Raw genomic sequence first — 13,419 nt, forward strand, 5'->3', positions numbered from 1 at the left:
CGTGCTCACGCCGGGGCGCGCTCGCTGGCAGCCGCGAGTTCGTGGTGATAGCGGCCGGTATGCAGCGACGACGGGCCGAGGCGCGCGTACTTGAACATCAGCTTGATCTCGATGACGAACAGCACCGTGTAGAAGGCAATGAAACCGGCGAGGCTCAGGTACAGATCGGTGGGCGTCAGGCTCGACGCGGAGAGATGCGTCGGCAGGATGCCTGCGATCGTCCACGGCTGGCGGCCGAGCTCGGCGACGACCCAGCCGAATTCCGCGGCGAGCCACGGCAGCGGGATCGCCCACACCGCATAGCGCAGGAACCAGCGGCGGTTGTCCTGCAGCAGTTCGCGGCGCGCGCAGAACCAGAACGCGGCAATGAAGGTCGCGAGGAACAGGATGCCGAGGAAAACCATGATCCGGAACGAGAAGAACACGGGCGCGACCGGCGGGATCGTCTTCCTCGCGGCGGCCTTGATCTGCTCGGGCGTCGCGTCGACCACGTTCGGCGTGAACTGCTTGAGCATCAGCCCGTAGCCGAGATACTGCTTGTGCTGGTCGAACAGTTCGCGCGTGGCCGCGCTCGTGTCGCCTTCCTTCATCTTCTGCAGCGCGCCGTACGCGACCATCCCGCTCTGGATGTGCTCCTCGCTGTGCTTCGCGAGTTCGCGCAGGCCGATCACGGGTTCGTCGAGCGAGCGCGTCGCGATCAGGCCGAGCGCGTACGGAATCTTGATCGCGTAGTCGGTACGCTGTTCTTCCTGGTTCGGCAGGCCGATCAGCGTGAACGACGCGGGGGCCGGCTGCGTTTCCCATTCGGACTCGATCGCGGCGAGCTTCATCTTCTGCACTTCGCCGGTCGTGTAGCCCGACTCGTCGCCGAGCACGATCACGCACAGCGTCGACGCGAGGCCGAAGCCGGCCGCGACCGCGAACGAGCGCAGCGCGAAATCGGTGTCGCGCTTTTTCAGCAGATACCACGACGAGATGCCGAGCACGAACATCGCGGCTGTCACGTAGCCGGCCGACACCGTGTGCACGAATTTCACCTGCGCGACCGGGTTGAACAGCACGTCGAACAGGTTCGTCAGCTCCATGCGCATCGTCTGATAGTTGAACTCGGCGCCGACCGGGTTGTTCATCCAGCCGTTCGCGACGAGGATCCACAGCGCGGACAGGTTCGAGCCCAGCGCGACGAGGAACGTGACCATCAGGTGCTTGACCTTCGACAGTCGGTTCCAGCCGAAGAAGAACAGGCCGACGAACGTCGATTCGAGGAAGAACGCCATCAGCCCTTCGACCGCGAGCGGCACGCCGAAGATGTCGCCGACATAGTGCGAGTAGTACGACCAGTTCGTGCCGAACTGGAATTCGAGCGTGATGCCGGTCGTCACGCCCATCGCGAAGTTGATCCCGAACAGCTTGCCCCAGAACTGGGTCATGTCCTTGTAGACCTGTTTGCCGGTCATCACGTACACGGCTTCCATGATGACGAGCAGCCAGGACAGGCCGAGCGTCAGCGGCACGAACAGGAAGTGGTAGAGCGCCGTGATGCCGAACTGCAGACGCGACAGATCGACGACTTCGCTACTTATCATGGTGGTCTCCCTCGGTGGGTGCAGGCGCCGGTACCGAGAGCAGCTTCTCGGCGACGGCGGCAGGCGGAAGCGACATGTGCTCGGCCTGCGGATGATTGAAGAATGCGTATTTGAGCGACATCAGGAGGATCAGCTTGACGATCAGCACCAGGGTGATGTCGCGGGCGAGGGTCGGGCCGCGTGCCCACGCGGCGATGCGCGCGCGCCAGCCGATCGTGCCGGCCGGCCGCGGGGGAGGCGCAGGCTCTTTATTGATCGAGATCAAGGCGATTATCCTGAATCGATTAGGTCGGGATTTTGGGGCGACTTTACGTCGGATTGGTGACGGCCGTGAAGCTGTTTTAATCCTTTTGCGCCTGACATGCCAATTTTAAAAGGATGGCTTTCCGATGCCGAGTGCTGCGCTGCGGCAGACCGTCGCGAAACGCGGGCCGAAACTTGAGGCAGATCAATGTTTTGCGGAAGGGGCCGGAAAACGACCGATTACCTGACGAATCAGGTCAATCAATCGGCGCGGAAACGGCCGTTGAAGCGAATGGAGAATTCAGGGATATACGGCGGATAAAACGGGCGAAAAAAAACCGCTGCCGGTCGGGCAGCGGTTTTCGATGAAGCGCTCTAAATCGTTACCGATTTACGCGTATTCGGCGAGGGCGGTGCGCATCTTTTTCATCGCGCTCGCTTCGATCTGGCGGATGCGTTCGGCCGACACGCCGAATTCGGCCGCGAGATCGTGCAGCGTCGAGCCGCCCGAGCCGTCGTCGTCGACGTGCAGCCAGCGCGCCTCGATGATGCGGCGGCTGCGTGCGTCGAGCGCGTCGAGCGCCTGCGCGATACCGTCCGTCTGCAGCGTATCGCGCTGACGCGCGGCGAGCACGGCGGTCGGTTCGTTGTGCGAGTCGGCCAGGTAGGCGATCGGCGCGTACGACTCCTCGCCGTCTTCGACCTGCCCTTCGAGCGCGACGTCGCCGCCCGACAGGCGCGTTTCCATTTCGGTCACGTCTTCGCGCTTGACGTTGAGCTCTTGCGCGAGGCCGTCGATTTCCTCGGGCGTCATCGCCTGCATGCTCTTCTTGTGGCTGCGCAGGTTGAAGAACAGCTTGCGCTGCGCCTTCGTCGTCGCGACCTTCACCATGCGCCAGTTGCGCAGGATGTACTCGTGGATCTCGGCCTTGATCCAGTGAATCGCGTACGACACCAGGCGCACGTTTTGCGCCGGATCGAAACGCTTCACCGCTTTCATCAGGCCGATATTGCCTTCCTGGATCAGGTCGCCGTGCGGCAGGCCGTAGCCGAGATAGTTGCGCGCGATCGACACGACGAGCCGCAGGTGCGACAGCACGAGGCGGCGTGCTGCGTCGAGGTTGTTGTCCTCACGGAATTCGGTTGCGTACCGGCGTTCCTCTTCGGCGGTCAGCAGCGGAATGCGGTTGACGGCCTGGATGTACGCGTCGATGTTGCCGAGCTGGCCGGGCAACATCGAGTGGGCGGAGAGCGCCAGCGAGCCTGCCGATTCGGCCTTGGCCGGCGTCGGGCTCAGGGTGTTCGGGAGGGTCAGGGCGTTGCTCACTAAAAACTCCTTTGGAATCAGGGACAAACCCCCGGTCTCGAATGAGATTCCGTGGGCCATCTTAGCACTCCCGCAAGACGAGTGCTAATTCCTTAGAGCACGCGTGGGCATCGGAGTTCCCGTTTTTTCTATCGGGCTTGTCGAATCGATAGTCTAATCTGCGACACGGCGGGCGACGCGAAGTTCCGTAAGTCATTGTTTCTGATGGTAATCAGTAGACGATTTCCATTTTTGTCGTTTTGGAAGCACGCTATTTCCCTTTGTGATGCCGATCCGAAAAGTCCTTTACCATACCATTCAGTTCGCTTGAGCCGGCGGGAGCGCGGGCTCCATTCAACCCCCCAAGTTGGAGTGTCAGATGAACAATAAGAAGAATCGCCGGCCCCGCAGCCGGCTTGTGCTGCAAGCGATGCTGGCTGCGTCCCTGCTGGGCGGATCGGGGGCGGCATGTGCGGATCGATGGGGCATTCAGGCGGGCGGCGGCTTTTCGGATCGCCGCGGGGTCGACAAGGCCGATCTGGGCGTGGTGTGGGATCCGGGCTGGAACTGGTGGGAAATCGGCGGCTGGCACTTCGCGTTCGTCGTCGAAGGGCACGCCGCTTACTGGCACACGGGCGGCAACGTCCACGGCAACATCGGCGAATTCGGCGTGACGCCGATGTTCCGCTTCATCAAGAGCGCCGGCGAGATCCGCCCGTTCATCGAGGCCGGCGGCGGCGTGCGGCTGCTGACGCACCCGACGATCTCGGATCATTTCTCGATGGGGACCGCGTTCCAGTTCGCGCCGACCGCGGGAGTGGGCGTGCAGTTCGGCCAACGGCAACAGTATCAGGTCGGCTACCGTTTTGAACATGTGTCTAACGCGGGTATCAAAGAGCCGAATCCTGGTATAAATTTCCACCAGTTCTACGTGCAGTACAACTTCTGATCCGCATGCCCGCGCACGGCGTGCGCGTTGCCGAGGAGTCAGGCGATGGCGAAGGTGGTCGATGCGATCCGCGCGCTCGAGCGCGATCGGTTCCGGGCGATGGTGGACGGGGACGGCGAAGCGCTCGACGCGCTGTTGTCGGACAAGGTGTTCTTCGTGCACACCAACGGCAAACGCGAAACCAAGCAGCAGTTCATCGACGCCATCGTCGCCGGCCGCCGCCGCTATCGCCAGATCGAAATCCAGTCGCAGGACGTGCTGCCCCTCGGCGGCGAAACCTGCGTCGTCACCGGGCGCGCGTTGATCGAGATGGAAACGAACAACGGCGGCCTGGTCTTCCCGATTGCCTATACGTCCGTCCATACCCACGAACAGGGCCGCTGGAGCCTGTTCGCGTGGCAGGCGACGCGGTGCGCGACCGAGACATGAGCGCGCGTGGCGCCCCTTTTCATGTCCCGACCGAAGCGGCCTTCTGAGCCGCTTTTTGCTGCCTCGTGCGGCGCGGATCGCGCGGCGCACGGGCGGTCACGCACCGCTCGCTGACGTTTGAACCCCGAGTCGAAGCCCGTCGGTCACGCTGCCGCGCGGCGATCCGCGCAGTGCCAGGCCGAGCGGTTGATCGCGCTGACGACCGCATCGAGCGCCGCGCTCGCCGCATCGGCATGCAGGCCGACGCCGTGCCGCAGCGGCGCATCGCCGATCCGGCAGCCGACCGATACCGCGATCCGGCCGTCCGTCGTGCGTGCGTGTTCGCACGACGCGATGTCGATCGCGGCGCCGGCGGCCGCTGCGAATGCCGCGGCGAAACGTCGCACGGCGTCCTCGGGCGCCGCATCGGCGTCGGGCGCGGCCGCCGCGATCTCGCGGTTCCGCCAGCGCGCGCCGTGGCCGTGGCGCGCTGCCGGCCCGTCGGTCTCGAAGAATTCGCGCGCGAACAGTGCGCAGATCGCGTCGCCGGTCACTTCCTCGCCCGATGCGTCGGCCAGCGTCTGCACCGCATGGCTGAATTCGATCTGCACGCGGCGCGTCGGCGTGAAACCCATCCCGCGTTCGAGCAGGAACGTCGCGCCGCCCTTGCCGGACTGGCTGTTCACGCGGATCACCGCGTCATAGCTGCGGCCGAGGTCGGCCGGGTCGATCGGCAGGTACGGCACTTCCCAGACCGCGTCGGGGCGCTGCTGCGCGAAGCCCTTGCGGATCGCATCCTGGTGCGAGCCCGAGAATGCGGTGAACACGAGGTCGCCCGCATACGGATGGCGCGGATGCACGGGAATCTGGTTGCAGCGTTCGACGACGCGGCGCACGGCGTCGATGTCGGAGAAGTCGAGGCCCGGATCGATGCCCTGCGTGTAGAGATTCAGCGCGAGCGTGACGAGATCGACGTTGCCGGTGCGCTCGCCGTTGCCGAACAGGCAGCCCTCGATGCGGTCGGCGCCCGCGAGCAGCGCGAGTTCGGCCGCGGCGACCGCGGTGCCGCGGTCGTTGTGCGGATGCACGGACAACACGATGCTGTCGCGGTACGCGAGGTTGCGGTCCATCCACTCGATCTGGTCGGCGAACACGTTCGGGCTCGCGGCTTCGACGGTGGCGGGCAGGTTGACGATCATCTTGTGATCGCGGGTCGGACGCCAGGTCTGCGCGACCGCGTCGCAGATCTCGCGCGCGAACGTCAGCTCGGCCATGCTGAAGGTTTCAGGCGAGTACTGGAAGGTCCACTGCGTGTCGGGGCGCGCGGCGGCGTGTTCCTTGATCATGCGCGTGCCGTCGATCGCGAGCGCCTTCACGTCGGCCTTCGACATTCCGAACACGATACGGCGGAACGACGGGCAGACCGCGTTGTACAGGTGCACGATCGCGCGCGGCACGCCCTCGAGCGCGTCGAACGTGCGGGCGATCAGGTCTTCGCGCGCCTGCACGAGCACCTCGATCGTCACGTCGTCGGGAATCCGCTTGTCGTCGATCAGCTTGCGGACGAAATCGAAGTCGGTTTGCGACGCCGACGGAAAACCGACTTCGATCTCCTTGAACCCGATCGCCACCAGCATCTCGAAGAATTCGAGCTTCTGCTCGATGCTCATCGGCTCGATCAGCGACTGGTTGCCGTCGCGCAGGTCGGTGCTCATCCAGACGGGCGCGCGCTCGATGGTGCGCGACGGCCATTTGCGGCCATTGAGGCGGACGGGCTCGAACGGGCGGTACTTGTCTTGCGGATTGCGCTGCATCTTCTGGACCTCGGGTCTCAAGTCGCGAGCGAAGACGGGCGGCATGGCGACGGTTGGCGCTGCCTCGCTCCGCGGCACGTACGCGCGCTGCGGATGCGGATGATCTTCGCGAATCGGCCGACGGATAGACGGACGAGTGCTGACGACTTCGGGTTGTAAAAACTACGAGAGGGGTACTGCGAGGAACTGCTGGGAGGGACCGTGCGGACAGCACACGGCGCTACGACAGCCTTAGGCTAGTCGTAGCGATAGCGACCGCGCTAGGCGGCCGGAGGTAATTCGGAGGGTGTTCGGAAAGGAACGCATGGCGACAACTCTATGCCAGGACGCGCCCGCCTGTCAAATGCACGCCCAAGCGGGGCCGCATCGCGAGTGTGGCGTCAGCGCGCGATGCGGGCGATCCGCACGATCGTCGCGACCTGCCGGGCGACCGTGTCGGGTACCGGCAGCTCGCCGCGCAGCACGCCGTCCGTCCATGCGGCGGTGGTCGTCGCATCGCGCGATTCGGGCAGCGCGACGGGCGGCGCATCGGTCGACGAGCGTTCGGCCTCGATCAGCGTGTCGCACACGCCGTCGTGCAGCCAGTCGACCTGCACCTGGCGCCGCGTGTCGGCAACCGCTTCGCCCTCGGTGCCGCGCGCCAGCAGCGCGCCGCCGAGCGCGGCGTCCGGATGGTCGCGGAACAATTGCGCGAGGCTGTCGCGGTACGGCGGGTGCGTGTAGTTGACGAGCCGCAGGCCGGCCGGCGCGAACGGCTGCAGGATCTTCACGAGCGTATGCGTCGAGTTGCGCACGCCGAGCACCCTGCGCATCGCCAGCAGATGCGCGATGCGCGGCGCGAGCACGTCGATCGGCGCGAACGCGACGCGGCGCTCGGCGAGCATGTCCTCGATCGCGTCGTGCGACGTCGACGGCGGAAGCGACAGCGCCGAGAAAATCTCGGCGCTCGTCACGCGGCCCGGATCCTGCTCGACGCCATGCACGAGCACCGGCACGCCTTCGCGCGCGAGCAGCAGCGCGAGCAGCGGCACGAGGTTCGGCTGCTTGCGCGCGCCGTTGTAGCTCGGGATCGACACGGGGCGGAAGGCCGAGTCCTGCACGTGCACCGGCGCGAACGACGCCTGCGCGGCGGCGAGCATCGCGGCCAGTTCGTCGGCGGATTCGCCCTTCAGCCGATAGGCGATCAGGATCGCGCCGAGTTCGACGTCCGACACGCGCGCATCGAGCATCGCGCGGTAGAGCTCGAAGGTGTCTTCGGCGGACAGCGCGCGCGCGCCGTTCGGGCCGCGGCCGATTTCCTTGATGAAGCGGGCGCACGGGAACGGAACGGCGGCGGGATCGTGGGAAGCGGTCATCGGGGCGTTGGGGCGGGCGGCCGGCATCGGGCCGCGCTGTGAGCGGTGAGGAATGCCCGAGTATCGCACGGGTGCGGCCGGCGCAAGCGAGGCCGCGCATCGCGGCGCGCTACACTCTGGTTCCCGGCGGTGCGCGCGCCGGCTGCGCCGCGCCCGTGCCGTCGCCGGCCGAATACGACTACGAGAGACATCCCATGAAGCTTTACAGCTATTTCCGCAGTTCCGCGTCGTACCGCGTGCGGATCGCCCTGAACCTGAAGCAGCTGCCGTTCGACTACGTTCCCGTGCACATGCTGCGCGACGGCGGCGAGCAGCTGAAGGACGCGTACCGTGCGCTGAATCCGGACGCGGTCGTGCCGACGCTGATCGACGGCGACGCGACGCTGCAGCAGTCGCTCGCGATCATCGAATATCTCGACGAAACCCATCCGGAACCGGCGCTGCTGCCGAAGCAGCCGGTCGATCGCGCGTATGTGCGCGCGGTCGCGCTGCAGATCGCGTGCGAAATCCATCCGCTCAACAACCTGCGCGTGCTGAAGTATCTGAAACACACGCTGAAGGTGCCCGAAGACGCGAAGAACGCGTGGTACCGGCACTGGATCGAGGCGGGCTTCGACACGCTCGAGACGCGTCTCGCGAGCGATCCGCGCACCGGCAAGCTGTGCTTCGGCGACACGCCGACGCTCGCCGACGTATGCCTCGTGCCGCAGGTGTTCAACGCGAACCGCTTTTCGATCGACACGACGCGCTATCCGACGATCCAGCGGATCGCCGACCATGCGTCGACGCTCGACGCGTTCAAGGCCGCCGAGCCGGGCGCGCAGCCCGACGCCGAATGAGCGCGTGGCGCCCGGGGCACGCCTGACCGGGCGCGCATGAAAAAGGGCGCCCGAAGGCGCCCCGTGCGATGCGTGCCGGCGGCGTTCAGCCGAGCAGTGCGTCCGCGAATTCCACCGCGCTGAACGGCTGCAGATCCTCGACCTTCTCGCCGACGCCGATGAAGTAGACCGGCACCGGGCGCTGCCGTGCGATCGCGGCGAGAATCCCGCCCTTCGCGGTGCCGTCGAGCTTCGTGACGATCAGGCCCGTGAGGCCGAGCGCGTCGTCGAATGCCTTGACCTGCGTGAGCGCGTTCTGACCGGTGTTCGCGTCGATCACCAGCAGCACTTCGTGCGGCGCGCCGTCGTGCGCCTTCGCGATCACGCGCTTCACCTTCTTCAGCTCTTCCATCAGATGGAGCTGCGTCGGCAGGCGGCCGGCCGTGTCGGCCATCATCACGTCGATCTTGCGCGCGCGCGCGGCGCTGACCGCGTCGAAGATCACCGCGGCCGGATCGCCGCTTTCCTGCTGCACGACCGTCACGTTGTTGCGCTCGCCCCAGACCGCCAGCTGTTCGCGCGCGGCCGCGCGGAACGTGTCGCCCGCGGCCAGCAGCACCGACTGGTCGAAGCTCTGAAGATGTTTCGCGAGCTTGCCGATGCTGGTCGTCTTGCCCGCGCCGTTCACGCCGGTGATCATCATCACGAGCGGCTGCGCGCGGCCGAGCATCAGCGATTTCTCGAGCGGCGTCAGCAGCTCGACGAGCAGGTCGTGCAGCGCGGCCTTCACCTGCTGCGGGTCGGTCAGGCGGCCCGCGCGCACCTTTTCGCGCAGCGCGCCGAGCAGGTACTCGGTTGCATCGACGCCCGCGTCGGACATCAGCAGCGCGGTTTCGAGCTCTTCGTACAGATCCTCGTCGATCTTCGTGTTGACGAAGACGCCGGTGATGCTCGTGCCCGTTTTCGCGAGCCCCGTTTTCAGGCGCGCGAGCCACGACTTCTTCGCGGTGGCGTCCTGCAGCGGCGGCGGGACGATTTCGACGGTCTCGACGACTTCGTCGCGGCCGTCGTTGGTCGGCGTGACCGTCATCACGACGGCCGGCGCCACCGGTGGTTGCGCGGGCGCTTGCGGCACGTCGGCCGCAGGCGCGGCAGTGGGCGCATCGGACGGCTCGTCCGGCTGCTGCGCATCGGCCGACTGCGATTCCGCCGGATCGGGCTCCTGCGTTTTCTTGAATCGTTTGAAGAAGCTGAACATGGTCTGACGTCGGGAAGAGGGCGGGCCGCCGCCAGGGGCGGGCACCGGACGGGCCGTTCTGCGTTCGCGCGGGCGCGGCGCACGGCGGCCGAAACCGAGCATTTTATCAGTGCGGCGTGGCGCTCGCGTCAGTGCGCGCCGCCGCTGTGGTAACGTGCGCCTGTTTAGCGGTGCGCCCCGCGCGCACCCGGTCCCTCCGTCGTCGATATTCCGTATGTCCCGTTCCTCTCCCGGCCGCCCGGCGGCCCCTTCCGGCCGCGGCAAGCCGCACACGATCCGCATCATCGGCGGTGACTGGAAACGCACGCCGCTCGCGGTGCTCGATCTCGACGGCCTGCGGCCGACGCCCGATCGCGTGCGCGAGACGCTGTTCAACTGGCTCGACCAGGATCTCGAAGGCCGGCGCTGCCTCGACCTGTTCGCGGGCACCGGCGCGCTTGGCTTCGAGGCCGCGTCGCGCGGCGCGGCGAGCGTCGTGATGGTCGAGCGCCATCCGCGCGCCGCGCAGCAGCTTCGGGCGATCAAGGACAAGCTCGGCGCCCGTTCGGTCGAGGTCGCCGAAGCCGACGCGCTGCGCCTCGCGGCCGGGCTCACGCCGGGCGCGTTCGACGTCGTGTTTCTCGATCCGCCGTTCGGCGATCCGGCCGCGCTGGAGCGCGCGATCGCGCTGGCCGCGCCGCTCGTCGCGGCCGCTGGCGCGCTGTACGTCGAGACGGGCGCGGAACTCGATCCGGCCGCGCACGATGCGCTCGCCGGCTGGCAGGTGCTCAAGCACGGCAAGGCCGGCGCGGTTCACTATCATTTGCTGCGGCGCGAAAATGATGAATAATGCGCGTTCCATACGAGGCGGCGCGCCGCAAAGGCGACGCATGCCCATCTCGGCAGCGGCGTGTGCATCGCACGGCTGCCATCCCGTTTGCGTGATGACAGGAGGAGCGACATGGTAGTCGCCGTGTATCCCGGTACGTTCGATCCGCTGACGCGCGGGCACGAAGACCTCGTGCGGCGTGCGTCGAGCATTTTTGATACGCTGGTGGTCGGTGTGGCCGACAGCCGCGCGAAAAAGCCGTTCTTCTCGCTGGAAGAACGTCTGACGATTGCGAACGAGGTGCTCGGCCATTATCCGAACGTGAAGGTGATGAGTTTCACCGGTCTCCTGAAGGATTTCGTCCGCACCAACAATGCGCGCGTGATCGTGCGCGGGCTGCGCGCCGTGTCCGATTTCGAATATGAGTTCCAGATGGCGGGGATGAACCGCTACCTGCTGCCCGACGTCGAGACGATGTTCATGACGCCGTCCGATCAGTACCAGTTCATCTCGGGGACGATCGTGCGCGAAATCGCGCAGTTGGGCGGCGATGTCAGCAAGTTCGTGTTCCCGTCCGTCGAGAAGTGGCTGACCGAGAAAGTCGCCGCGATAGGAGGCCCTGCCGCGTGACGCGGCGCCGGCCGGTTTCGTTGCGAAGCCGGCCGGCGGCCTGAAGAAGTGAGATCAGTATGGCTTTGATGATTACCGACGAGTGCATCAATTGCGACGTGTGCGAGCCCGAGTGCCCGAACGGCGCGATTTCGATGGGCCCGGACATCTACGTGATCGACCCGAACAAGTGCACCGAGTGCGTCGGCCATTTCGACGAGCCGCAGTGCCAGCAGGTGTGTCCGGTCGAATGCATTCCTCGCGATCCGCAGCATGACGAATCGCACGCGCAGTTGATGGAGAAGTATCACGCGTTGACTGCCGCGAAAGGCGACGACGCGTCGTGACCGGCGGTGACGCGCGCGCGTCGACGAGTTGCGCGCCCGTCCCGTTTTCGGATCGGCACCGCCCGGTGCCGGTTCCTCCGTTTCAGGCCAGCAGCTCGCGCAACGCCGCGACGAGCGCGTCGCATTCGGCGTCGGTGCCGACGGTGATGCGCAGGTGCTGGTCGATCCGCGGCAGCCGGAAGTGCCGCACGAAAATTTCCCGTTCCTTCAGTTTCGCCGCGATCGCGCCCGCGTCGTGCGCGGGATGGCGCGCGAACACGAAATTCGCGGCCGACGGCACGATGTCGAAGCCGAGTGCGTCGAGCGCATGCGTGAGCCGCGTCCGGCTGTCGATCACGCGCCGGCAGGTTGCGTTGAAATAATCGGTGTCTTCGTACGCGGCCTGCGCGGCGACCTGCGCGAGCCGGTCGAGCGGATACGAGTTGAAGCTGTCCTTCACGCGGTTCAGCGCGTCGATCAGCGCCGCATCGCCGAACGCGAAACCGACGCGCATGCCCGCCAGCGAGCGCGCCTTCGACGTCGTGTGCACGACGAGCAGGTTCGGGTAGCGGTCGATCAGCGTAATCGCGGACTGCGCGCCGAAATCGACATAGGCTTCGTCGATCACGACGACCGACGACGGGTTCGCGGCCGCGATCCGTTCGACGTCCGCGAGCGGCAGCGCGCGCCCGGTCGGCGCGTTCGGGTTCGGAAACAGCACGCCACCGGCGTCGTCGAGGTAGTCGTCGACGCGGATCGAGAAATCGTCCGCGAGCGGCACGATCGACGTCTGAACGCCGTACAGGCGCGCATAGGTCGGATAGAAGCTGTACGTGATGTCGGGAAAGCGCAGCGGCCGGTCGTGCTTGAGCAGTGCCTGGAATGCGTGTGCGAGCACCTCGTCGGAGCCGTTGCCGACGAACACCTGCGCGGGCTCGATCCGGTGATGGGCCGCGACCGTCTCGCGCAGCGCGCGCGCGACCGGATCGGGATAGCGGCGCAGCGTGTCGCCGGTCTCGCCGAGTTCGCGTGCGATCGCCGCGACGACGCGCGGCGACGGCGGATAGGGATTCTCGTTGGTGTTCAGCTTGACGGGGTGTGCGAGCGCGGGCTGTTCGCCCGGCACGTAAGGCACGAGTTGCTGAACGACGTCGCTCCAGTAACGGCTCACCGTTTGGCTCCTGTCGGGCAAAGCGACCAGATTACCGCATGTATGCGCACGACGTCGCGGTGCGATCGTGGGTCAGTTGCGATGCAGCTGCATCGTCGCGCGGTCGAGTTCGCCCTTGACGACCATCGGCATCACGGCGAGCGCGCGTTCGATCGACGCGTCGATCACGTCCTGTTCCTCGCGGCGCGGCGGCTTCAGCACGAAGTTCGCGACGTCGGGCTTCGCGCCGGCGCGTGCGCTTTCCGGAATCAGGTCGCGCGGATGGCCGATGCCGATCCGCAGCCGCCAGTATTGCTGCGACGACAGGTGCGCGGTGATGTCCTTCAGGCCGTTGTGGCCGCCGCTGCCGCCGCCGAGCTTCAGCTTCACGGTGCCGGGCGGCAGGTCGAGCTCGTCGTGCGCGACGAGGATCTGGTCGGGCAGGGTCTTGAAGAATTGCGCGAGCGCGACGACCGACTGGCCGGAGCGGTTCATGTAGGTTTGCGGCTCGAGCAGGTGGACTTCCTCGCCGTGCAGGCGCGCTTTCGCGTAGAAGCCATGGAAGCGGCGTTCGTCGCGCAGCGTCGTGCCGGCTTCGCGGGCGAGCTGGTCGATCAGCCAGAAGCCGGCGTTGTGGCGCGTCGCGGTGTATTCCGCCCCGGGATTGCCGAGGCCGACGATCAGTTTGATCATGACGTTTCGAAGGCGGCAACGGCCGCCTGGGCGCAGAAAAAGAAAAACCCGCCGGGCAAGCCGCGGCGGGTTGCGTCGACCGTTTCGTGAAACGGA

The 13,419-nt window shown here is 66.3% G+C and carries 14 protein-coding genes; 6 read left to right on the plus strand and 8 right to left on the minus strand.

The features are described 5' to 3' along the window. Positions 1-5: 5 nt before the first annotated feature. From HWX08_RS13320 to rpoH, 3 genes are all read right to left on the minus strand, one after another. Positions 6-1,586, minus strand: a complete 1,581-nt coding sequence (locus tag HWX08_RS13320) for a cytochrome ubiquinol oxidase subunit I (RefSeq protein ID WP_174921486.1) — start codon at positions 1,584-1,586, stop codon at positions 6-8. Next, positions 1,576-1,857, minus strand: coding sequence for a cytochrome oxidase putative small subunit CydP (cydP, locus tag HWX08_RS13325; protein ID WP_174921515.1), 282 nt, complete (start codon positions 1,855-1,857; stop codon positions 1,576-1,578). Before cydP ends, HWX08_RS13320 begins: the two co-directional genes overlap by 11 nt. A 363-nt stretch (positions 1,858-2,220) precedes the next feature. After that, the gene (gene rpoH, locus HWX08_RS13330) at positions 2,221-3,156 is read right to left on the minus strand and encodes an RNA polymerase sigma factor RpoH (RefSeq protein WP_069257621.1); all 936 of its coding nucleotides are present in this window, start codon (positions 3,154-3,156) and stop codon (positions 2,221-2,223) included. Between the two features lie 358 nt (positions 3,157-3,514). Between rpoH and HWX08_RS13335 the strand changes: the two genes are divergently transcribed. Together HWX08_RS13335 and HWX08_RS13340 are read left to right on the plus strand one after the other, a co-directional pair. Beyond that, positions 3,515-4,084: an acyloxyacyl hydrolase gene (locus HWX08_RS13335; protein ID WP_174921514.1), complete on the plus strand. Its 570-nt coding sequence runs from the start codon at positions 3,515-3,517 to the stop codon at positions 4,082-4,084. 45 nt (positions 4,085-4,129) lie between these two features. Beyond that, positions 4,130-4,513 carry a nuclear transport factor 2 family protein gene (locus HWX08_RS13340; protein WP_174921485.1) on the plus strand — a complete coding sequence of 128 codons (384 nt, stop codon included), beginning with the start codon at positions 4,130-4,132 and terminating at the stop codon, positions 4,511-4,513. Between the two features lie 143 nt (positions 4,514-4,656). Here the strand turns inward: HWX08_RS13340 and leuA are convergent, their stop codons facing one another. Continuing rightward, positions 4,657-6,306, minus strand: coding sequence for a 2-isopropylmalate synthase (gene leuA, locus HWX08_RS13345; protein ID WP_174921484.1), 1,650 nt, complete (start codon positions 6,304-6,306; stop codon positions 4,657-4,659). 380 nt (positions 6,307-6,686) lie between these two features. Next, the gene (gene ybiB / locus HWX08_RS13350; protein WP_069258074.1) at positions 6,687-7,661 is read right to left on the minus strand and encodes a DNA-binding protein YbiB; all 975 of its coding nucleotides are present in this window, start codon (positions 7,659-7,661) and stop codon (positions 6,687-6,689) included. A 194-nt stretch (positions 7,662-7,855) separates the two neighbouring features. Here ybiB and maiA point away from each other — a divergent pair, with 194 nt between their 5' ends. After that, complete coding sequence (maiA, locus tag HWX08_RS13355) at positions 7,856-8,500, plus strand: maleylacetoacetate isomerase (RefSeq protein ID WP_069258073.1); 645 nt, start codon at positions 7,856-7,858, stop codon at positions 8,498-8,500. A gap of 85 nt (positions 8,501-8,585) precedes the next feature. On the opposite strand, the gene ftsY is transcribed toward maiA, so the two are convergent. Continuing rightward, positions 8,586-9,737 carry a signal recognition particle-docking protein FtsY gene (ftsY, locus tag HWX08_RS13360; RefSeq protein ID WP_174921483.1) on the minus strand — a complete coding sequence of 384 codons (1,152 nt, stop codon included), beginning with the start codon at positions 9,735-9,737 and terminating at the stop codon, positions 8,586-8,588. 214 nt (positions 9,738-9,951) lie between these two features. Here ftsY and rsmD point away from each other — a divergent pair, with 214 nt between their 5' ends. The 3 genes from rsmD (at position 9,952) to HWX08_RS13375 (ending at position 11,501) form a co-directional block, all read left to right on the plus strand. Then, entirely contained in the window at positions 9,952-10,566 is a 615-nt protein-coding gene (rsmD, locus tag HWX08_RS13365) for a 16S rRNA (guanine(966)-N(2))-methyltransferase RsmD (protein WP_174921482.1), read from the plus strand. Between the two features lie 111 nt (positions 10,567-10,677). After that, positions 10,678-11,175, plus strand: a complete 498-nt coding sequence (coaD, locus tag HWX08_RS13370; RefSeq protein WP_039346084.1) for a pantetheine-phosphate adenylyltransferase — start codon at positions 10,678-10,680, stop codon at positions 11,173-11,175. Between the two features lie 59 nt (positions 11,176-11,234). Next, on the plus strand, positions 11,235-11,501 hold the full coding sequence (locus HWX08_RS13375; RefSeq protein WP_069257615.1) for a YfhL family 4Fe-4S dicluster ferredoxin: 267 nt from the start codon (positions 11,235-11,237) through the stop codon (positions 11,499-11,501). Between the two features lie 82 nt (positions 11,502-11,583). Here HWX08_RS13375 and hisC read toward each other — a convergent pair whose 3' ends face one another. After that, the gene (gene hisC, locus HWX08_RS13380; protein WP_174921481.1) at positions 11,584-12,651 is read right to left on the minus strand and encodes a histidinol-phosphate transaminase; all 1,068 of its coding nucleotides are present in this window, start codon (positions 12,649-12,651) and stop codon (positions 11,584-11,586) included. A 72-nt stretch (positions 12,652-12,723) separates the two neighbouring features. Continuing rightward, positions 12,724-13,323, minus strand: coding sequence for an aminoacyl-tRNA hydrolase (gene pth, locus HWX08_RS13385; RefSeq protein WP_174921480.1), 600 nt, complete (start codon positions 13,321-13,323; stop codon positions 12,724-12,726). Between the last annotated feature and the right edge of the window lie 96 nt (positions 13,324-13,419).

Origin of the sequence: Burkholderia metallica, from assembly GCF_902832845.1 — a bacterium.
GTDB lineage: Bacteria > Pseudomonadota > Gammaproteobacteria > Burkholderiales > Burkholderiaceae > Burkholderia > Burkholderia metallica.

Coding starts and splice junctions, on each gene's coding strand:
- HWX08_RS13375 (WP_069257615.1), top strand. CDS start 11,235: ATGGCTTTGATGATTACCGACGAGTGCATCAATTGCGACGTGTGCGAG.
- pth (WP_174921480.1), bottom strand. CDS start 13,323: ATGATCAAACTGATCGTCGGCCTCGGCAATCCCGGGGCGGAATACACC.
- leuA (WP_174921484.1), bottom strand. CDS start 6,306: ATGCAGCGCAATCCGCAAGACAAGTACCGCCCGTTCGAGCCCGTCCGC.
- ybiB (WP_069258074.1), bottom strand. CDS start 7,661: ATGACCGCTTCCCACGATCCCGCCGCCGTTCCGTTCCCGTGCGCCCGC.
- coaD (WP_039346084.1), top strand. CDS start 10,678: ATGGTAGTCGCCGTGTATCCCGGTACGTTCGATCCGCTGACGCGCGGG.
- rsmD (WP_174921482.1), top strand. CDS start 9,952: ATGTCCCGTTCCTCTCCCGGCCGCCCGGCGGCCCCTTCCGGCCGCGGC.
- HWX08_RS13320 (WP_174921486.1), bottom strand. CDS start 1,586: ATGATAAGTAGCGAAGTCGTCGATCTGTCGCGTCTGCAGTTCGGCATC.
- maiA (WP_069258073.1), top strand. CDS start 7,856: ATGAAGCTTTACAGCTATTTCCGCAGTTCCGCGTCGTACCGCGTGCGG.
- HWX08_RS13340 (WP_174921485.1), top strand. CDS start 4,130: ATGGCGAAGGTGGTCGATGCGATCCGCGCGCTCGAGCGCGATCGGTTC.
- ftsY (WP_174921483.1), bottom strand. CDS start 9,737: ATGTTCAGCTTCTTCAAACGATTCAAGAAAACGCAGGAGCCCGATCCG.
- HWX08_RS13335 (WP_174921514.1), top strand. CDS start 3,515: ATGAACAATAAGAAGAATCGCCGGCCCCGCAGCCGGCTTGTGCTGCAA.